Origin of the sequence: Streptomyces sp. NPDC101165 (genome assembly GCF_044768135.1) — a bacterium.
Classification (GTDB): Bacteria; Actinomycetota; Actinomycetes; order Streptomycetales; family Streptomycetaceae; genus Streptomyces.
Genome location: NZ_JBIWPG010000001.1, coordinates 734,227 through 753,859 on the forward strand (window position 1 = coordinate 734,227; position 19,633 = coordinate 753,859).

Consider the following 19,633-nt stretch of genomic DNA (forward strand, 5'->3'; position numbering starts at 1 on the left):
CACTGGCCCGCGGCCGGTGCGCCGTCGCACGCTGACCGCACACCGACGAGAGGCTGGGCACCATGGCGCACGACCACCACCACGAGCGCGACCGCGGCCACCGCCACGGGCCCGCGCACGACACCGACATCGATTGGGCCGAGATGGCTCCGCACCTGGAGACGCAGGCGGAGCTGTTCACCCCCGTCTACGAGCGGGCCATGGCCTGGCTGGCGAAGGAGGTGACCGAGCCGGGGCTGATCGTCGACGCGGGCAGCGGCCCCGGCGTCGTCGCCTGCCTGTTCGCCGAGGCCTTCCCCGGGGCGCGGATCGTGGCCGTCGACAGCGCCGAGCCGCTGCTGGAGCGCGCCCGCGACCGCGCCGTACGACAGGGTGTGGCGGACCGTTTCGAGACGGTCGCCGGTGAACTTCCCGGTGTACTGGACGAGTTGGAGTACCCGGCCGATCTGCTGTGGGCCAGCCGCAGCCTGCACCACCTCGGTGACCAGCGGGCCGCGCTCACCGCGTTCGCCGCCCGGGTCGCCCCCGGTGGCACCCTGGCCCTCCTCGAAGGCGGCCTGCCCTCCCGCTTCCTGCCCCGTGACTTCGGCATCGGACGCCCCGGACTTCAGGAGCGGCTGGATGTGGTGCAGGCGGAGTGGTTCGCGCGGATGCGGGCCGACCTGCCCGGCTCGCTCGCGGTGACCGAGGACTGGTCGGCTCTGCTGACCTCCGTCGGCCTGAAGCACACCCGTACCCGCAGCTTCCTGCTCGACCTGCCGGCCCCGGCGACCGACCGGGCCCGTGCCTATGTCGCCGCCTCCCTGGCCCGGCTGCGTGAAGCGGGCGCGGAGAGCCTGGACGCCGAGGACCTGGCCACCCTGGACCGGCTGCTCGACCCGGCCGATGCGGCGAGCGTGCACCGCAGGCCTGACGTGTTCGTCCTCGGCGCGTACACGGTCCACACGGCGGTACGGCCGGTCTGAACACCCGCCGCCACCTCCTCTCGGTGCCGTACTGCCTTACCTGTAAAGGGACTTGACTTGGAGAACGCTCGAAGTGATGGACTGCGGGTCTTCACCGAGACGCAGGGGGGAAACCATGAACGACGCTCCGGTCGCACTCATCACCGGTGGCGGCAGCGGTATCGGCGCCGCCGTCGCCCGGCAGCTGCTCGACGCCGGGTACCGGGTCACGGTCACCGGGCGCGGGGAGCAGCGGCTGCGGGACTTCGCCGACAGCCTGGGGAATCCCGACGAACTACTGACGGTCGCGGGCAGCGCGTCGGCCTTCGACGACGTACAGGACGCGGTCGGCCGCACGCTCAAGGCGTACGGCCGACTGGACACCGTCGTCGCCAACGCGGGCTCCGCCACCCACGACTCCGTCGCCGACGGCGACCCGTCCGGCTGGCCCGAGATGGTCCTCACCAACGTCCTCGGCCCCGCCCTGCTCGTCCGGGCCTCCGTCGACGCGCTGAAGGAGACCGGGGGCCGGATCGTCCTCATCGGCAGTGTCGCCGGGTTCGTGAACACGCCGGGCAACCTCTACGGCGCCACGAAGTGGGCGGTCACCGGGCTCGCCGAGAACACCCGGCGCCAGGTCACGGAGTTCGGCATCGGCGTCACGCTGGTCGCCCCCGGCCGGGTGGAGACCCCGTTCTGGGACGGGCTCGGCAGCCTGCCTCCGGGGCATCTCCTGACCGCGGAACAGATCGCCGACTCGGTGGTCTGGGCGATCCGGCAGCCGGCCGGGGTCGACATCAACACCGTGGTCGTACGTCCGCTGGGGCAGCCCAACTGACGTACGCGGGACCTCAGTTGTTTGCGAGGAACTGCTTGGCCAGCTGGTCCCCGAGGGAGACGGCCGCGCTGTGGCTCTCGATGGGGGAGACCTTGGAGTTCTTGAACAGGATGTACGTCACGCCGGTGTCGGCCCCGCCGGTGGCCGGGTCGGGGTCGATACCGAGCGCCTTGGCGGTGGCGTACGAGGCCTCGCCGATGATCTTCGTGGGGCCGGTGTCGCCGACGACGGCGTACTCGACCTTGTTGTTGTAGATGACGGCGACGACACCGCCGCCCTTGATGCCCGCGCCGGAGTAGTTCCAGATGCTGCTGGAGCTGGGCACCACGACGTACGGCAGGGACTCCGCCTTCAGCGGCTTGCCGTCGGACTGGTGGAAGGCGGTGTCGTCCTGGTACCAGGGGTCGCGGTTCTCGTTGCAGTTGGTGGTGCGCTGGCCGTCGCAGTCGATGTCCATGTCGGCCTTCCAGAACACCGCGCCGTTCTTGCCGCACACGGGGACCGTGGCCGAGGTCTCGTCGTCGGTCTTGTACTTGCCGTTCGAGATCTGCGAACAGGACGTCACCTTGGCCAGCAGGTCGGCCGCGCTCACCGAGCCCTCCCGGGCGGAGGCGGGTGCCGGGTTGCCCGAGGCGTTGGCGGGCAGCACTCCGGCGGCGAGGAGGGCGGCCCCGGAGGCCGCGGCGAGGGTCAGTGTTCGAAGACGCACTGTGGGGGACCCTTCTGTTAGGAAAGTTTCCTTACCGGGTGCCGTACAAGGTGGCCCCTCCCGCATGTCCTCGTCAAGCCCCCGCGGGGAAGTCGCGCAGGCTGGGCCGTTTGCTGCCACTTCGCCACCGGATGCAGTGAATTGCCCCTCGGGGAACACTGGTCATGTCGAACTGGGAGGCGAATCGTCATGTTCGTACGCACCGTCTATGTGACCGGCGACCCCACGAAGATCGACACGGCCGTCAGGGCCCTGAACACGGAAGGGCGCGAGCTGCTCCAGGAACGTCCGGGCTACTGCGGAGCCGGGGTATTCGTGGACCGGGACCTCGGCAAGCTGCTGGGCGTCAGCTGGTGGGACACGGCCGAGGCGCGGCACAACAGCGACGAGGTCATGCGGCTGCGCAGGCAGGCCATGCTCGGGCCGTTCGCCGGCACACTGACGGTGGAGAACTTCGAGGCGGTGGTGTACCACCCCCTCCAGCCACCACGCATGGGCGGCGGACTGCGCGTCACGCGGGTGGAGTTCGACCCCGCGGACATCGATCTGGTCGCCGAGACGTTCCGGTCGACCGTGGCTCCGCGCATGGAGACGCTGCCGGGCCTGGCCGCGGCCGGCCTGCTCGTCGACCGGGAGCGCGGCACGGGCCAGGTCGGCGCCCTCTTCGTCGACCGCGACTCGATGGTGGCCTCGCGGGCCGGCCAGGCGGCTGCCCGGCACGAAGGCGTCGCCAAGGCGCATGTGAACGTGGTCGGCCTGGAGGAGTTCGAGGTCGTGCACACGGACGTGCACGTGGGCTGACCGGTCCCGAGCCGGTGTCCGGACAACGCCCTCGGGCAGGGGAGTTCAGGAGAACGGCCGTCCGCCCTGCTGCTCCAGCAGGGTGAACGGCCGTTCGTCGGGCTGGTGTCAGCCCATGTCGAAGGTGGCCGGGTCCGGGCCGAGGCGGCGGTCCTCGTTCAGGGCGCTGATCGCCGCGAGGTCCTCGTCGTCCAGGCTGAAGTCGAACACGTCGATGTTCTCCTTGATCCGCGACGGCGTCACGGACTTCGGAATCACGACGTTGCCCAGCTGGATGTGCCAGCGCAGCACGACCTGGGCCGGCGTGCGGTTGTGCTTCTGGCCGATGGCGACGATGGCCGGCACCTCCAGCAGGCCCTTGCCCTGGCCGAGCGGCGACCAGGCCTCGGTCCTGACGCCCTGCTCCGAGTGGAGCGAACGCGCCGCGCGCTGCTGCAGGTGCGGGTGCAGCTCGATCTGGTTGACCGCGGGGATGACCGAGGTCTCCGCGATCAGTCGCTGCAGGTGCTCGGGGAGGAAGTTGGAGACACCGATCGCCTTGACGCGGCCTTCGGCGTAGAGCTTCTCGAACGCCCGGTAGGTGTCGAGGTACTTGTCCCGGGACGGCAGCGGCCAGTGGATCAGGTACAGGTCCAGGTGATCGAGACCCAGCTTCTCCAGCGACGCGTCGAACGCGCGCAGCGTGGAGTCGTACCCCTGGTCGCTGTTCCAGAGCTTGGTGGTGACGAAGATGTCCTCGCGGGGCAGGCCGGAGGCGGCGATGGCCTTGCCGGTGCCCTCTTCGTTGCCGTAGATCGCGGCTGTGTCGATGCTGCGGTACCCGGCCTCGAGCGCCGTGGCGACGGCCCGCTCGGCCTCGTCGTCCGGCACCTGCCAGACGCCGTAGCCCAGCTGGGGCATCTCGACGCCGTTGTTGAGGATGATCGGGGGGACCTTGCTGCTCACGAGCTTCTTGATCCTTCGGTTGTCGACAGGTGGTACTCCCATCGTCAACGATCACGCGCCGACCTGCATTCCTGACCGCGGAATCCGTGCCGACTGACCCGTGAGTCAGTTCCCGGAACCTCAGATTGGCCGGAAACGCATCCGACGTTATCGGTCCGGACCATTGACCGCGGCCCTTCCTCCCGGGACTCTGTATCGCGCCACCGGACGTGTCACTGAACCCGGTGCATGCATGTGAACGGCCTCTGACCATGGCCTCTGTCTGCCCTCTGAGATCCCCCACCCTCAGGAAAGCGGGTACGCGCACATGAACAAAACCCTGCCCACGACCCCTCGTGCGGCCCTCCAGGACCCGAAGACATCGGATGACAAGGCCTGGTGCAGCCCGGGCTACCAGATTGTGGAAACCGCACTCGAAGTGACCGCCTACGCGCTCGCCGACCGCCGCGCCCCCGAGCCGCCGCAGGCCTCATGAGCACGACCGTTCCGCCCGTCCGGGACGCCTCGACCGTCCCCCGTACCGATGTCCCCGTCACCGCCCCGCCCACCGGTGCCGTCTGGCCGGCCGCCGAGTTCACGGAGCGGCTGCGCGCCGTCACCGCGGCCCGCTACCACGACCGGCACCCCTTCAACCTGCGGATGCACCGCGGCGAGCTGACCCCCGCCGAACTGCGCCGCTGGATCGCCGCACGCTTCCACTACCAGCGGCACATCCCCGTCAAGGACGCCCTGATCCTCGCCGGGCTGGACCGGCCAGAGCAGCGCCGCCTCTGGCTGCGCCGCATCCGTGACCACGACGGCACGGGGGACGGCGGCCCGGGGAGCGAGGGCGGCATCGAGCGCTGGCTGCGGCTCGGCGAGGCGGCCGGCCTCGGCCGCGAGGAGCTGTGGGACGCCTCCCGGGTGCCGGCCGGGGTGCGGTTCGCGGTCGAGGCCTACGTCAGCTTCTGCCGGCTGCGCCCCACGCTGGACGCCGTCGCCGCCTCCCTGACCGAGCTGTCCGCACCGGACCTGATGCGCACCCGCATCGCCGCCTTCGAACGCCACTACCCGTGGATCGACCCGGCCGGTCTCGCCTACTTCCGCACGCGGGTCAGCCAGGGCGCCCGCGACGGGGAGGAGGCACTCGCCCTGGTCCTCGCCACCGCCCGCACCCGTGCGCAGCAGGAGCGGGCGGTGGCTGCGCTCACCTTCAAGTGCGAGGTGCTGTGGGCGCTGCTGGACGCGGTGGACGGGGGCACCTCGTGAGCTCCTCGCGTCCCGCGGCGCACCGGTCGCCTCCCGCAGCCGACCAACCGCTCCCCACGGCCCGTCGGAACCCGACCGCCTGGCGTCCCGCCCTCGCCCGGGGTGTTCTGCTGCGGTACGACCCGGTGCGGGACACGGACCTGTTGCTGCTGCCGGAACGGGTGGTCGTCCTGCACGGCCGCGCGGGCGCCGTCCTCGGGCGGTGCGACGGCAGCCGGACCGTGGCCGGCATCGTCGCCGAGCTGTCGGCGGAATACCCCGGCGCACCCGTCGCCGTCGAAGTCCCGGACTTCCTGGCCGGGTTGCGCAAGGAGGGCTGGCTGACATGACGACCACCGCTCCACCGTGGGCCCTGCTCGCCGAACTCACCCACGCCTGTCCGCTGCGCTGCGGCTATTGTTCCAACCCCGTCGAACTGGTTGGTCGGTCAGTGGAGTTGACCACAGAGCAGTGGGCCGGGGTGTTCCGGCAGGCGGGTGACCTCGGGGTCGTCCACACCCATCTGTCCGGCGGCGAGCCGCTGCTGCGCCGGGATCTGCCCGAGCTGGTGGCAGCCGCGGATGCGGCGGGCCTGTACACCCAGCTCGTCACCAGCGGGGTGGGCCTCGGCGAGCGGCGGCTGGCCGGGCTGGCCGAGTCCGGGCTGCGCAGTGTGCAGCTGTCCGTGCAGCACGCGGACCCGGAAGTCGCCGAACGCATCGCGGGCGTACGGTCGTTCGCGGCGAAGGAGCGCGCGGCCCGGCTGGTCCGCGAGGCGGGACTGCCTTTCGGGATCAACGCCGTCCTGCACCGCGGCAACCTCGACGCCCTGGACGAGCTGATCCGGCTCGCCGTGGACTGGGGCGCGGACCGGCTCGAACTGGCCCACACCCAGTACCACGGTTGGGCGCTGCGTAACCGTGCCGCCCTGCTGCCCACACCCGGACAGGTCGAACGGGCCCGCTCGACCGTCGCCCGCTGGCGTGAACGACTGGGCGACGAGCTGGAGTTGGTGTGGGTGGCTCCCGATCTGCTGGACGCCACCCCGAAACCGTGCATGGGTGGCTGGGGTCGTATCTCGCTGACCGTCGCCCCCGACGGCACGGTCCTGCCCTGCCCGGCCGCGAACAGCCTGCCGGGTCTGGACCTGCCGAACGTCCGGGAGCACCGACTGGACCGGATCTGGCGGGAGTCGAAGGCCTTCAACGCCTTCCGGGGCGAGTCCTGGATGCCCGAGCCCTGCCGTGACTGCGCCCTGCGCACCACCGACCACGGCGGCTGCCGCTGCCAGGCCCACGCCCTCACCGGCGACCCCGCCCGTACCGACCCGGCCTGCCGGCACGCCCCGGACCACTCCCTCGTACGCGACCTCGTGGGCGCGCCCAGGCAGCTCGCGTACGCCTACCGCGAAGCCCCGCGAGAAGCACAGTGACAAGCCCGGCGAGAAGCCCAGCGACAAGTTCAGCGACAAGTTCAGCGAGAGGAAGGAACATGAGACGCCGACGCCTGCGCGCGGCCCTGACGGCACTCGCGCTCACCACCGCCGGCCTCGCCGCGCTCCCCGCGGCGGTGCCCCCGGCCGCCGCCGCCCCCGCTCCCGCCCTGCCCCGGCAGGCCGCCGCCCCCGACTGGTCCACGGCCGTGGTCGACTCCACCATGGCCCGCTACACGCCGACCGGCATCGGCGGCTGGTCGTACCCGGTCGGCCTCTACCTCTACGGCCAGTACCTCACCTACCGGCGCACCCACGAAGCGCGCTACCTCACCTACATCAAGAGCTACGTCGACCGCTTCGTGAAGAGCGACGGCTCCATCGGCCAGTCCTTCAACAACCTGGACAGCATGCAGGCCGGCCGCCTCCTGGTGATCCTGCACCACGAGACCGGCCAGGACCGCTACCGCAAGGCGGCGAAGAAGATCCGCGACCGCCTCGCCACCTACCCGCGCACCGGCGACGGCGGTTTCTGGCACGCGGACAACAGCAGCCGCGCCCACCAGCTCTGGGCGGACGGCGTCTACATGGTGAACCCGTTCCTCGTCGAGTACGGCAGGGAGTTCGGCGACAGCGCGTACACGAACGACGAGGCGGCCCGGCAGCTAGCCGTCTACGGCGGCCATCTCCAGGTCGGCAACGGCCTGTTGAAGCATGCCTACGACGAGTCGAGGACCGCTAGCTGGGCCGACCCGCAGACCGGGCTCGCCCCCGAGCACTGGTGCCGCGCGGTCGGCTGGTACGCGATGGCGATCGTCGGCGTCCTCGACACGATCCCGGCGAACCACTCCCGGCGGCCCCAACTCCTCGGCATCTTCCGGCGGCTGGCGGCAGGCCTGGAGCGGTACCAGGACCCGGCCAGCGGCCGCTGGTTCCAGGTCATGGACCAGGGGAGCAGGAGCGACGACTGGACCGAGACATCCTGCTCCAGCATGTTCACCTACGCCCTCGCGCGCGGTGTCCAGCAGGGCTATCTCGACCCGCACTACGCAGCCGTCGCCCGGCGCGGCTACGAGGGCGTGCTGGCGAAGATCTCGGTCGGCGCCGACGGCCGCACCGACCTGGCCGACATCTCCGTCGGTACCAACGTCGGCGACTACGCGTACTACGCCGCCCGTACCCGGGCCGTCAACGACTTCCACGGCCTGGGCGCCTTCCTGATCATGAACGAGCAACTGCGAGGTGAATAGTGTCATGAGCACGTCCAGAAGGGCCATGCTCGGCGCCGCGCTGGGCGGCGCGGCCGGAGCCACCGTCGGCCTGCCGCCCCCGGCCCGGGCCGCGTCCTGGCAGCTCAAGTGGTCCCCGTCCGCGAGCGCCGACGGACTGGGCGCCTTCGAGACCGTCGAGGACGACCGCGCCGACTCGCACCCCGCGGGGCACCCGCACATCTACGCCACGGGCGACACCTGGCGCTTCACCATGCACACGGTCGACCGCGACACGTCGACGGACCGCCAGCGGCAGGAGGTCACCGGCCTGCGCACGAGCGGCAGCAGCTACCTCGAGTGGACCCAGGGCCAGACCTGGCGGGTCACGTACTCGATGTACATCCCCAGCTCGCTGAAGGCGACCACCACCTTCACGCACATCATGCAGATGAAGCAGCCCGGCAACGGCACTTCGCCGATCGTCGTGCAGTCCCTGCGCCGGGATGGGGGCACCTCCCGCGCGCGCGAAGCCGAGCGTGGGGGAGGAAAGCAGACCATCGAGCTGCGGCTCGCGATCGACGACACTCTGGTCGGCCGCACCGACCTGGACCCGCTGCACGACAAGTGGACCGACGTCGACTTCCAGATCAAGGTCGGCAACGGCTCGGCAGGCTCGGTCCGCTGGATCCTCAAGAGCGGCTCGACGACCGTGATCGACAAGGCGAGGACCGGCGTCGACACCTTCCTCGCCGACCGCGTCCGCCCGAAGTGGGGCATCTACCGCTCCCTCGGCGACACCTCCGGCTCCCTGCAGAACACCTACCTCCTGCTCACCAACCTCCGCGGCTACCAACTCGTCTGAGGAGCCGTCCCATGCGTCCCAGTCCCCCGCGCGGCAGAGGTGCGGCGGCGATCGTCCTGTTCGTCGTCGCCGTCGTCCTCGGCCTCACCCACCCCACCGCCCTCGCGGCCCCCGGGCCCGCGCCCCGCGCCGCCGCCGTCTTCGACGTGCGCGACTACGGCGCCAAGGGCGACGGTTCCGCCAACGACACCCCTTCCGTCAACAAGGCAATCAACGCCGCGAGTTCGGCCGGCGGTGGCACGGTCCGCTTCCCGGCCGGCACCTACAGGTCCAAGAACACCATCCACATGAAGAGCAACGTGACGCTCCAGGTCGACACGGGCGCCACGATCCAGGGCTCCTCCGCGGACACCTACGACCCGCCCGAGTCCAACCCCTACGACACGTACCAGGACTACGGGCACAGCCACTTCCACAACGCGATGATCTACGGCGACCGGCTCACGAACATCGGCTTCGTCGGCGGCGGGGTCATCGACGGCGCCGGCAACCTGATCACCGGCAACCCGAAGCCGGGAGAGGCCGACAAGATCCTCTCGCTGACCCGCTGCGACGGACTGCGGATCGGCGACGGCCTCACCCTGCGCCGCGGCGGCCACTTCGCCGCCCTGATCAACGGCTGCAAGAACGTGACGTCGGACCACCTGACCATCGACACCGCGAGCGACCGCGACGGCTGGAACATCATCTCCACGACCGACGTCACCGTCACCCACGCGAACATCAAGGCCAACGACGACGCGCTCGTCTTCAAGAGCGACTACGCCCTCGGCGCCAAGCTCCCCAACGGCCATGTCCGGGTGAGCGATGCGTACCTCTCGGCGCGGTGCTGCAACGCCCTGATGTTCGGCTCCGAGACCTGCGGCGACTTCTCGGACTACCGGTTCGAGAAGATCCGTGTCGAGGGCGCCGACAAGTCCGGCCTCGGCATGGTGTCCATGGACGGCGCGAAGATCTCCGACGTCCACTACCGCGACATCACGATGACGAAGGTCCACTCGCCGATCATGCTGAAGATCGGCACGCGCAAGCGCTGCGGCAACAGCCCGGGCGTCGGCTCGATCAGCGACGTGACGTACGACGACATCACGGCCACCGGCAACAGCCCGTCCTTCAGCCCGACCCTGTGGGGCGAGACCGGCCATCGGATCAGCGGCATCACCTTCAACCACGTCGACATCACCGTGCCCGGCGGCAACGGCACCATGTCCACCGCGGTGCCGGGCAACGACCCGAACGACTACAACCCCAAGAGCATCGGCACCCGGCCGGCCTACGGCTGGTACCTGCACAACGCCGACCATGTGCGGTTCACCGACAGCTCCGTGAAGTTCGCCGCCGACGACGGCCGTCCCGCGGTCATCGCCAACGCGGCGAGCGACGTCCGCTTCACCCGCTTCACCGCCCGGCGCGGCGCCGGCTCCCCGCACGACGCCGGCTTCCAGAACGTCACCGGCTACTGCCTGACGGACAGCCGCACCACCTCCGGCGGCGCCCTGCGGATCTCGTCCACGGGCGCCACCGAGAACTGCGGTACGGCGGCCAGGCCCCTCGACACGGAGAACCCCCGCCAGGACTTCCTCCGGGCCTCGGTCGGCGGCCTCTTCCTGCACTGGGGCCTGCGCACCGCCCCCGCCCACACCAGCTGCGGCGCCTGGGAGAACGACGTCACCAGCGGCGGCTGGACCCCGGACTACTGGGTGAACGAAGCCCGCAAACTGCACACGCAGTACCTCGTCCTGGCCACGTTCCACAGCCGGCTGGGCTACGCCCGCCCCTGGCCGTCCAAGATCCCCGGCTCCTGCTCCACCAGACGGGACTTCCTCGGCGAGCTGATCACGGCAGCCAAGGCCAAGGGCATGAAGGTCATCCTCTACATGACCGACGACCCCCAGTGGCACGCCCAGGGCGGCCACGAGTGGCTCGACTCGGCCGCCTACTCCGCCTACAAGGGCAAGAACGTCGATCTGACCACCCGCGACGGGTTCGGGCAGTTCAGCTACGACAACTTCTTCGAGGTCATGGACCGCTACCCCGACCTCGGCGGCTTCTGGATCGACAACGACAACGCGTACTGGGAGAGCCACAACCTCTACGCGCAGATCTACCAGAAGCGCCCCGACTACACGCTCAGCAACAACAACGAAGACACGCCGATCATGGACATGATCAGCAATGAGCAGAAGGCGGGGATGACGCCCGCCTACGACTACCCCCAGGCCCTCTACACGGCCCAACCCCGCCTGACCGAGGCCGACTTCAAGCTGCCCTCGACCGGCGCCTGGTGGTACGACGGCTCCGACCCGTCGGTCGACCGAGCGCTCACCCTCGGCCGCCTCGTCACCAACGCCGGCTCCTCGGTCAAGGCCCTGATGGCCGAGACCGCTCAGGTCAACGGCAAGTTCCCGGCCAACCAGGCCGCCTTCAACAACTTCGCCGACAGCTACCTCGACCCCATCTGGGAGTCCCTGCACGGCACCGAGGGCGGCGGCTACATGTACGGCGGCCTCAAGCCGGGCTTCTGGAACGACGGCGCCCACGGCGTGACCACGATCAGCAAGGCGGACCCGAACCGCCAGTACATCCACGTCCTGACCCCGCCCAGCACCAGCACTCTGCGCATCCGTGACAACGGGTATCGCATCGCGTCCGTCACCAACCTCCGTACGGGCAAGCAGGTTTCCTGGTCGCAGTCCGGCGGTGTGCTGACGCTGACCGGGCTCGGCGCCTGGGACCCGTACGACACCGTCTTCAAGGTGACCGGCGCCGGTCGCCAGGGCATCCTCACCGGCGTCAAGGTGACCGCGAGCGCCTCGGCCGCCGGGCACACCGGCTCCGCCGCCGGCGACGGGGACCACCTCACCTACTGGGACAACGACAAGACCCTGCCGGTCAGCCTCACCTTCGACCTCGGCTCGGCCAGGAAGGTCCAGTACATCGGCCTCAACCAGCGCGAGGACTCCGTCGCCTACGCACGCTCGGACACCGAGCAGTCGGCGCGGATCAAGGACTACAAGGTGTACCTCAGCAACGACGGCTCGACCTGGGGGAGCGCGGTCAGGACCGGTCAGCTGCCAAGTCGCCGCGGAATCCAGGGCATCGACCTCACCGCGGCCAACGCCCGGTACGTCCGCCTGGAGGTCGACAGCACCTGGGCGGCCTCCTCCGACTCCACCCGCTACAAGCGGCTGCGGATCGACGAGGCGTGGATCGGCACCGCGTACGCGACACCGGCGGCCTTCACCCCCAGGTCGGACAACGGTCAGTCCCTCAGCCCCGCCATGGGCTGGAGCAGCTGGAGCTTCGTGCGCCGCCTGCCGACCGAGGCGAAGATCAGGGCCCAGGCCGACGCGCTGGCGTCGAGCGGCCTGAAGAACCACGGCTTCGTGCACGTCAACCTCGACGACTTCTGGCAGAAGTGCGACTCGAACGGCTTCGTCGTCGACTCCTACGGCCGCTGGGCCGTCGACACCGACAAGTTCCCCGGCGGAATCAAGGCGCTCGCCGACTACGTCCACTCCAGGGGCCTGAAGTTCGGCTTCTACGTCACTCCGGGCATCGCGAAGAACGCCGTCACCAGGAACACCCCGATCGAGGGCACGTCGTACCACGCACAGGACATCGCGGACACCTCGAAGACGGAGAAGAACTACAACTGCAAGAACATGTACTACATCGACTACTCCAAGCCGGGCGCGCAGGAGTTCGTGAACTCGTGGGCGAAACAGTTCGCGTCCTGGGGAGTCGACTACCTGAAGATCGACGGCGTCGGCAGCCAGGACGTCCCCGACGTCCGGGCCTGGGACAAGGCCCTGCGCGCCACCGGGCGGCCCATCACCTTCGCCCTCTCCAACAACCTGCCGATCGCGAACGCCTCCACCTGGCGGCAGCTGGCCAACAGCTGGCGCACCCAGGGCGACGTCGAGTGCTACTGCGGACCCGGCTCCCACGGCAGCGGCTATCCGCTCACCGACTGGTCCCACGTCTCCGCCCGCTTCACCTCGGCCGCCGACTGGCAGCCGTACGCCGGACCCAGCGGCTGGAACGACCTGGACTCCCTGGAGATCGGCAACGGCGACCAGGTGGGGCTCACCGCCGACCAGCGGCGCTCGCACTTCACCCTGTGGGCGATGGCGGGCGCACCCCTGCTGCTCGGCACCGACCTCACCCACCTCGACCCCGTCGACAAGGCGATGCTGACCAACGACCGGCTGATCGGCGTCGACCAGGACGGCGTGGCCGCGAAACGCGTGGTGAACAGTGGTGTCAAGCAGGTCTGGAGCAAACGCGAGAACAGCGGCGACCATGTGGTGGCGCTGTTCAACACCGGAACCTCCGGCAACGCCACGGTCGGTGTGAACTGGTCCCAGGTCGGCTTCACCGGCTCCGGTGACGTCACCGACCTCTGGTCCGGCTCCCACAAGGGCGTGATCGCCGACTCCTACAGCGCGACCCTGCGCCCCGGCGAGACCCGGCTGATCCGGGTGAAGCCGGTCGACTCCACGAAGGCCGCGGCTTCCCCGGGCTTCGCCGTCGCCCCCTACGAGTACCTCGGCTGGGGCAACCCGCAGAGCCCCACCTCGGTGATGTCCGCGACCGGCGTCAAGTGGTGGACTCTCGCGTTCATCCTCTCCGACGGCACCTGCAACCCGAAGTGGGACGGCTCCCGACCGCTGACCGGCGGCACCGACCAGGCGACGATCAACTCCATCAGAAACGCCGGCGGTGACGTGATCGTCTCCGTCGGCGGCTGGAGCGGAGCCAAGCTCGGCGAGAAGTGCTCCAGCGCCTCCGCGCTCGCGGGCGCCTACCAGAAGGTCATCAACGCCTACAAGCTGAAGGCCCTCGACATCGACATCGAGAACACCGAGTGGTCCGACGCCACCGTCCGCCGGCGCGTGGTCGACGCGCTGAAGACCGTCAAGGCCGCCAACCCCGGCCTGAAGACCGTCATCACCTTCGGCACGACGACCGGCGGACCCGACTCCACCGGCGTCGACATGATCAAGCGGGCGGCCGACTCAGGCCTGGCGAACGACGTGTGGTGCATCATGCCGTTCGACTTCGGCGGCGGCACCACCACCATGGGCACCCTCACCACCCGGGCCATGGAAGGCCTCAAGGCCCGGGTCAAGGCTGCCTACGGCTACAGCGACGCCACCGCCTACACCCACATCGGGCTCTCGTCCATGAACGGGAAGACGGACGACTCCGGGGAACGCGTCCGCCTCGCCGACTTCAGAACCATGCTCGCCTACGCCCGGCAGCACCACATCGGACGCCTCACCTACTGGTCCGTCAACCGCGACCGCCCCTGCGGCTCCGGCACCGACGGCGACTCCTGCAGCGGCGTGACACAGCAGCCGTACGACTACCTGAAGGTCTTCGCCCAGTACACGGGCTGAAGGGAACACCCATGAATCTCAAGAGAGTTCTGCCGTACGGCCTGGCCGCTGCCCTCGCACTGCCGCTGGCCGGTCTGAGCCAGGGCACCGCCCTCGCGGCCACCGACTACCAGGCCGAGGACGCCCGGATCTCCCAGGGCACCGTGGCCACCAACCACACCGGCTACTCGGGCACCGGCTTCGTCGACTACACCAACGTCACCGGCTCCTACGTGGAGTTCACGGTGAACGCGGCCGCCGCCGGCACCGCGGCGGTCACCCTCCGCTACGCCAACGGCACCTCCACCGACCGGCCGATGGACATCTCCGTCGGCGGCACGGTCGCCGCGCCCGCCGTCTCCTTCCTGGCCACCGCCGACTGGAACACCTGGGCCACCAGGACCGTCGACGTGCCCCTCACCGCCGGGTCCAACACGATCCGCGCGACCGCCACCACCGCCGACGGCGGCCCCAACCTGGACCGCATCAGCGTCGGCGCGGCGGCCGACACCCAGGCCCCGACCCGCCCCGGCCGGCCCGGCTGCTCCGACATCGGCGAGAGCGGCCTCACCCTCGGCTGGGGCGCGTCCACCGACAACGTGGGCGTGGCGGCGTACGACATCTACGAGCACGGCAACAAGATCAGCGAGGCGCCCGGGAGCGCGACCGGCAAGGCACTGACCGGGCTCACCCCCAACACCACCTACAACCTGACCGTCGTCGCCCGGGACGCCGCCGGGAACACCTCCCCGGCCAGCCCCGTCGTCGACTGCACGACGAAGCCCAGCTCCGACAGCACCCCGCCGACCGCACCCGGCACCCTGTCCGCGGCCGGAATCACAGCGAACACGGCCGACCTCGGCTGGGGCGCGTCGACGGACGACCGCGCCGTCGTCGCCTACGACGTACGCAGTGACACCACCGTCTACAAGACCGTCACCGGCGGTACGTCGACGACCCTCACCGGTCTCGCCTGCAACAGCCCGTACTCCCTGAACGTCGTCGCCCGGGACGCGGCCGGGAACGTCTCGCAGCCGAGCAACACCGTCACCTTCAGCACCAAGGCCTGCGCCACCGACGGCGGTGTCCCGTCCTCCGTCGCCACGCTGTCGACGGGCTGGACGATCCCGTGGGGCACGTACTGGATGCCCGACGGCAAGACCGCACTGGTCACCGAGCGGGACGACTTCCGGGTCTGGAAGGTCACCAAGGACGGCACGAAGACCCAGGTGGGCAACGTCCCGAACGCCGTCACCACCAACGGCGAGGGCGGGCTGCTCGGGGTCGCCGTCGACCCCAGGTGGGACACCGACCACTACGTCTACTTCATGCACACGGCGTCCGAAGGCAACCGCGTCGTCCGCATGACCTACGACGGCACCCAGCTCACCGACTACAAGGTGCTGCTCCAGGGCATCAAGAAGAACCGCTACCACAACGGTGGCCGCCTCGCCTTCGGCCCCGACGGCTATCTGTACGTCTCCACCGGCGAGGCCCAGACGCCCGACCTCGCGCAGGACAAGAACTCCCTCAACGGCAAGATCCTGCGCATGACGACCGACGGCAAGCCGGCCCCCGGCAACCCCTTCGGCAACTACGTCTACTCCCTGGGCCACCGCAATCCGCAGGGCCTCGCCTTCGACCGCAACGGGCGGCTGTGGGAGGCCGAGTTCGGCAACAGCTCCAAGGACGAGCTGAACCTCATCAAGCCCGGCGCCAACTACGGCTGGCCGACCTGCGAAGGCAACTGCTCCGTCGCCGGCATGACCAACCCCAAGGCCACCTGGAACGTCTCCGAGGCCTCGCCCAGCGGTATCGCCGTCGTCCGCAACGTCATCTACATGGCGTCCCTGCGCGGGGAACGGCTGTGGCGCATCCCGATCAGCGGGGACACCGAGAAGGTCGGCACCCCGACCGCCTACTACGTCGGGACCTACGGCCGGCTGCGCACCGTCACCAAGGTGCCCGGCGCCGACCAGCTGTGGCTGTCCACCACCAACTGCGACAACAACGGAGGAGCGGCGGACGGATCCGACAAGATCTTCAAGGTGACGATCAGCTGACGGGGTCAGGCCCGGTAGAGGGCCTCGACCTCGCTCTCGTACGCCTTCTCGATCGCCTTCCGTTTCAACTTCAGCGACGGTGTCAGCAGGCCGTGTTCCTCGGTGAACGGCTGCGCCAGGATGCGGAAGGTACGGATGGACTCGGCCTGCGAGACGAGGGTGTTGGCGGCGACCACCGCCCGCCGCACCTCCGCCTCCAGGTCCGGGTCCCGCACCAGCGCCGCGGGCGTCAGCTGCGGCTTGCCGCGCATCTGCAGCCAGTGCTCCACGGCCTCCTGCTCCAGGGTGACCAGGGCGGCGATGTAGGGGCGGTCGTTGCCGACGACGATGCACTGGTTAACCAGCGGATGGTCGCGGACCCGTTCCTCCAGGACGCCGGGGGAGACGCTCTTGCCGCCGGAGGTCACCAGGATCTCCTTCTTGCGGCCGGTGATGGTCAGATAGCCGTCCTCGTCCAGGGAGCCGAGGTCGCCGGTGGCCAGCCAGCCGTCGTGCAGGGTCGCGTCGGTGGCCTTCTGGTTGTTGAGGTAGCCCTGGAAGACGTTCCCGCCGTGCAGCCAGATCTCCCCGTCGTCCGCGATGTGCACGGTCGAGCCCGGGATGGCCTGGCCGACGGTGCCGTAGCGGGTGCGCTCAGGTGGGTTGGCGGTCGCCGCCGCCGTCGACTCGGTCAGGCCGTAGCCCTCGTAGATCTGCACGCCCGCGCCCGCGAAGAACAGCCCCAGCCGGCGGTCCATCGCCGAGCCGCCGGACATCGCGTTCCGGATCCGCCCGCCCATCGCGGCGCGGACCTTCGCGTACACGAGCTTGTCGAACAGCTGGTGCTGCATCCTGAGGGCTGCCGACGGGCCCGGACCGGTGCCCCAGGCCTTGGCCTCGACGGCCTCGGCGTACTTCACGGCGATCTGGACCGCCTTCTCGAACGGCCCCGACTTGCCGTCCTTCTCCGCCTTGCGCCGGGCCGCGTTGAACACCTTCTCGAAGATGTACGGCACCGCGAGGATGAACGTCGGCCGGAACGCGGCCAGGTCCGGCAGCAGCGCGGCCGCGTGCAGCTGCGGCTGGTGCCCGAAGCGCACCCGGCCACGGAACGCCGCGACCTCCACCATCCGCCCGAAGACGTGCGCCAGCGGCAGGAACAGCAGCGTGGACGCCTCGTCGTCCTTCTTGGTGTGGAACACCGGCTGCCACCGCTCGATCATGGTGTCCGCTTCGTACATGAAGTTCCCGTGCGAGAGCACACAGCCCTTGGGGCGGCCGGTCGTACCGGAGGTGTAGATGATCGTGGCGACCGAGTCCGGGGTGACCGCCTGCCGGTGCCGGTGCACCACCTCGTCGTCCAGATGCGCGCCGGCGTCGTACAGCTCCTGCACACAGCCCGAGTCCAGCTGCCACAGCTCGCGCAGCTGCGGGAGCCGGTCGATGACCGTGGCGATGGTCATCGCGTGGTCCTCGTGCTCCACGATCGCCGCCGACACCTCGGCGTCGTACAGCATCCAGAAGCACTGCTCGGCCGAGGACGTCGGGTAGATCGGGACCACCTGGGCGCCGATCGTCCACAGCGCGAAGTCGAACAGGGTCCACTCGTAGCGGGTGCGGGACATGATCGCGACCCGGTCGCCGAACCGGACGCCACGGGCGAGGAGCCCCTTGGCCAGGGCGAGGACCTCGTCGCGGAACTCGGCGGAGGTCACGTCCCGCCACTGGCCGGACTCGTCCTTGCGGCCCAGTGCGATGTGCAGGGGGTCCGTCCGGGCATGCTCGAAAACGACGTCGGCCAGGCCGCCCACCGGCGGCGCCGACGCCAACGGAGGGGTGGTGAACTCGCGCAAACCCTCGCTCCCCGTTCCTATGACGCTCCGCACAGCGCCGTGAAAGCTACCCCACCCACAGTCGGGGCGGGAGAGGGTGCGAAATCGACCAATGCTCACCAACGGCGTGGGCGGTGCCCGGAAAATACACTCACATGCGGAAGGGTCGGACAGAATACTTACGGTGCAGTAAGTTTCGGCGCAGTAATCTCCACCGAATCTGTACGACCCGATTACGGCCCATCGCCGCCGCCGGAGGACTCGGGTGTGTGGCACCGTCGTCTTCTCTTTCAGCGTAGCGTGAGCGGATTCCGTCACTCCGGTCCGCTCCGCGCCGGGTGTCCTGACCAGGGTGAGGACCAGCGCGCCCGCCGCGATCCCGGCCAGGCCCGCAACCACCAGGGTGCCGTTCAGGCCGGAGACGTGTCAGCGTCCGCCGCGCTGACCCCGGTGCAGCCGGTCCCCGCCCGCCAGGACCGCCGCAGCCAGCGCGTTCGCCGCGGCGTCGGCCGCGCCCCGCCGCCGGCCGTGCACGAGGACGAAGTCCACCTTGCCCAGCTCCGGCAGGCCCGAACGGTCCGGTACCCGGAACAGCCCCGGCGGGATCAGCCGCCGCGAGTGGGCCATGACACCGAGCCCCGCGCGGGCGGCGGCGATCAGGCCGTTGAGACTGCCGCTGGTGCACGCGATCCGCCAGTCGCGCCCCTGCTCCTCCAGCGCCTCCAGGGCGCGGGCGCGGGTGATGCCGGGCGGCGGATAGACGATCAGCGGGACCGGCCGGTCGGGCTCCAGACGGACGTGCTCGGAGCCGATCCACACCAGGTCGTCGCGCCACACCAGTTCGCCGCGCGGATCCTGTGGGCGCCGCTTGGCCAGCACCAGGTCGAGCTTCCCTGCCGCCAGCTGCTCGTGCAGGGTGCCGGACAGCTCCACCGTCAGCTCCAGGTCGACCTCCGGGTGGTCGTGGCGGAAGCCCTCCAGGATCTCCGGCAGCCGGGTCAGCACGAAGTCCTCCGAGGCGCCGAAGCGCAGCCGGCCCCGCACCCGGGTGCCGGTGAAGAACGCACTCGCCTGCTCGTGCACCTCCAGCAGCCTGCGGGCGAAGCCCAGCATCGCCTCGCCGTCCTCGGTCAGATCCACGGCGTGGGTGTCCCGGGAGAACAGCTGGCGGCCGGTGGCCTCCTCCAGCCGGCGGACATGCTGGCTGACCGTGGACTGGCGCAGCCCGAGCCGCCGGGCGGCCTGCGTGAAGCTGAGCGTCTGCGCCACCGCCAGGAACGTGCGCAGCTGGGTGGGGTCGTACACGACGGCAGCGTAGCGCTGGTCATCACGGAACGCGATGACAGTCAGAGTGGTATGCGGGATTCCCGATCGGTGCCGGGGAGAGGACGATGGAGAGGGGCCCT

At 69.9% G+C, this 19,633-nt stretch carries 15 protein-coding genes; 11 read left to right on the top strand and 4 right to left on the bottom strand.

What is annotated here, in order from left to right; translation table 11 throughout:
- Nucleotides 1-62: 62 nt before the first annotated feature.
- Nucleotides 63-965 carry a class I SAM-dependent methyltransferase gene (locus ACIRVH_RS03200; RefSeq protein WP_403947674.1) on the top strand — a complete coding sequence of 301 codons (903 nt, stop codon included), beginning with the start codon at nt 63-65 and terminating at the stop codon, nt 963-965.
- 115 nt (nt 966-1,080) lie between these two features.
- On the top strand, nt 1,081-1,782 hold the full coding sequence (locus tag ACIRVH_RS03205) for an SDR family oxidoreductase (protein WP_403947676.1): 702 nt from the start codon (nt 1,081-1,083) through the stop codon (nt 1,780-1,782).
- Between the two features lie 13 nt (nt 1,783-1,795).
- Here ACIRVH_RS03205 and ACIRVH_RS03210 read toward each other — a convergent pair whose 3' ends face one another.
- Nucleotides 1,796-2,491, bottom strand: a complete 696-nt coding sequence (locus tag ACIRVH_RS03210) for a glycoside hydrolase family 75 protein (protein WP_403947678.1) — start codon at nt 2,489-2,491, stop codon at nt 1,796-1,798.
- A gap of 189 nt (nt 2,492-2,680) precedes the next feature.
- On the opposite strand from ACIRVH_RS03210, the gene ACIRVH_RS03215 reads away from it, so the two are divergent.
- Nucleotides 2,681-3,292 (top strand): hypothetical protein, encoded by a 612-nt coding sequence (locus ACIRVH_RS03215; RefSeq protein ID WP_403947680.1) that lies wholly within the window; start codon nt 2,681-2,683, stop codon nt 3,290-3,292.
- A gap of 108 nt (nt 3,293-3,400) precedes the next feature.
- On the opposite strand, the gene ACIRVH_RS03220 is transcribed toward ACIRVH_RS03215, so the two are convergent.
- On the bottom strand, nt 3,401-4,237 hold the full coding sequence (locus ACIRVH_RS03220; protein WP_403947681.1) for an aldo/keto reductase: 837 nt from the start codon (nt 4,235-4,237) through the stop codon (nt 3,401-3,403).
- Nucleotides 4,238-4,544: 307 nt separating this feature from the next.
- Between ACIRVH_RS03220 and pqqA the strand changes: the two genes are divergently transcribed.
- Genes pqqA through ACIRVH_RS03260 form a run of 8 tightly spaced genes read left to right on the top strand, consistent with a single transcriptional unit; the run spans nt 4,545 to nt 16,416 of the window.
- Entirely contained in the window at nt 4,545-4,712 is a 168-nt protein-coding gene (gene pqqA, locus ACIRVH_RS03225) for a pyrroloquinoline quinone precursor peptide PqqA (protein WP_403947682.1), read from the top strand.
- Nucleotides 4,709-5,485 carry a pyrroloquinoline-quinone synthase PqqC gene (pqqC, locus tag ACIRVH_RS03230; RefSeq protein ID WP_403947684.1) on the top strand — a complete coding sequence of 259 codons (777 nt, stop codon included), beginning with the start codon at nt 4,709-4,711 and terminating at the stop codon, nt 5,483-5,485. Before pqqA ends, pqqC begins: the two co-directional genes overlap by 4 nt.
- Complete coding sequence (gene pqqD / locus ACIRVH_RS03235; RefSeq protein WP_403947685.1) at nt 5,482-5,814, top strand: pyrroloquinoline quinone biosynthesis peptide chaperone PqqD; 333 nt, start codon at nt 5,482-5,484, stop codon at nt 5,812-5,814. Before pqqC ends, pqqD begins: the two co-directional genes overlap by 4 nt.
- Nucleotides 5,811-6,896 (top strand): pyrroloquinoline quinone biosynthesis protein PqqE, encoded by a 1,086-nt coding sequence (gene pqqE, locus ACIRVH_RS03240; RefSeq protein WP_403947687.1) that lies wholly within the window; start codon nt 5,811-5,813, stop codon nt 6,894-6,896. Before pqqD ends, pqqE begins: the two co-directional genes overlap by 4 nt.
- Nucleotides 6,897-6,955: 59 nt before the next feature.
- Complete coding sequence (locus tag ACIRVH_RS03245) at nt 6,956-8,146, top strand: glycoside hydrolase family 105 protein (protein ID WP_403947688.1); 1,191 nt, start codon at nt 6,956-6,958, stop codon at nt 8,144-8,146.
- Nucleotides 8,147-8,150: 4 nt separating this feature from the next.
- On the top strand, nt 8,151-8,969 hold the full coding sequence (locus ACIRVH_RS03250) for a heparin lyase I family protein (RefSeq protein ID WP_403947690.1): 819 nt from the start codon (nt 8,151-8,153) through the stop codon (nt 8,967-8,969).
- 11 nt (nt 8,970-8,980) lie between these two features.
- Nucleotides 8,981-14,374, top strand: a complete 5,394-nt coding sequence (locus ACIRVH_RS03255; protein WP_403947692.1) for a glycosyl hydrolase family 28 protein — start codon at nt 8,981-8,983, stop codon at nt 14,372-14,374.
- An 11-nt stretch (nt 14,375-14,385) separates the two neighbouring features.
- Nucleotides 14,386-16,416: a PQQ-dependent sugar dehydrogenase gene (locus ACIRVH_RS03260; protein ID WP_403947694.1), complete on the top strand. Its 2,031-nt coding sequence runs from the start codon at nt 14,386-14,388 to the stop codon at nt 16,414-16,416.
- A 5-nt stretch (nt 16,417-16,421) separates the two neighbouring features.
- On the opposite strand, the gene ACIRVH_RS03265 is transcribed toward ACIRVH_RS03260, so the two are convergent.
- Both ACIRVH_RS03265 and ACIRVH_RS03270 read right to left on the bottom strand, forming a co-directional pair.
- Nucleotides 16,422-18,248, bottom strand: a complete 1,827-nt coding sequence (locus ACIRVH_RS03265) for an AMP-dependent synthetase/ligase (protein ID WP_403947695.1) — start codon at nt 18,246-18,248, stop codon at nt 16,422-16,424.
- Between the two features lie 405 nt (nt 18,249-18,653).
- On the bottom strand, nt 18,654-19,532 hold the full coding sequence (locus tag ACIRVH_RS03270; RefSeq protein ID WP_403947697.1) for a LysR substrate-binding domain-containing protein: 879 nt from the start codon (nt 19,530-19,532) through the stop codon (nt 18,654-18,656).
- Between the last annotated feature and the right edge of the window lie 101 nt (nt 19,533-19,633).

Coding starts and splice junctions, on each gene's coding strand:
- pqqE (WP_403947687.1), top strand. CDS start 5,811: ATGACGACCACCGCTCCACCGTGGGCCCTGCTCGCCGAACTCACCCAC.
- pqqA (WP_403947682.1), top strand. CDS start 4,545: ATGAACAAAACCCTGCCCACGACCCCTCGTGCGGCCCTCCAGGACCCG.
- ACIRVH_RS03215 (WP_403947680.1), top strand. CDS start 2,681: ATGTTCGTACGCACCGTCTATGTGACCGGCGACCCCACGAAGATCGAC.
- ACIRVH_RS03255 (WP_403947692.1), top strand. CDS start 8,981: ATGCGTCCCAGTCCCCCGCGCGGCAGAGGTGCGGCGGCGATCGTCCTG.
- ACIRVH_RS03260 (WP_403947694.1), top strand. CDS start 14,386: ATGAATCTCAAGAGAGTTCTGCCGTACGGCCTGGCCGCTGCCCTCGCA.
- ACIRVH_RS03200 (WP_403947674.1), top strand. CDS start 63: ATGGCGCACGACCACCACCACGAGCGCGACCGCGGCCACCGCCACGGG.
- pqqC (WP_403947684.1), top strand. CDS start 4,709: ATGAGCACGACCGTTCCGCCCGTCCGGGACGCCTCGACCGTCCCCCGT.
- ACIRVH_RS03250 (WP_403947690.1), top strand. CDS start 8,151: ATGAGCACGTCCAGAAGGGCCATGCTCGGCGCCGCGCTGGGCGGCGCG.
- ACIRVH_RS03245 (WP_403947688.1), top strand. CDS start 6,956: ATGAGACGCCGACGCCTGCGCGCGGCCCTGACGGCACTCGCGCTCACC.
- ACIRVH_RS03205 (WP_403947676.1), top strand. CDS start 1,081: ATGAACGACGCTCCGGTCGCACTCATCACCGGTGGCGGCAGCGGTATC.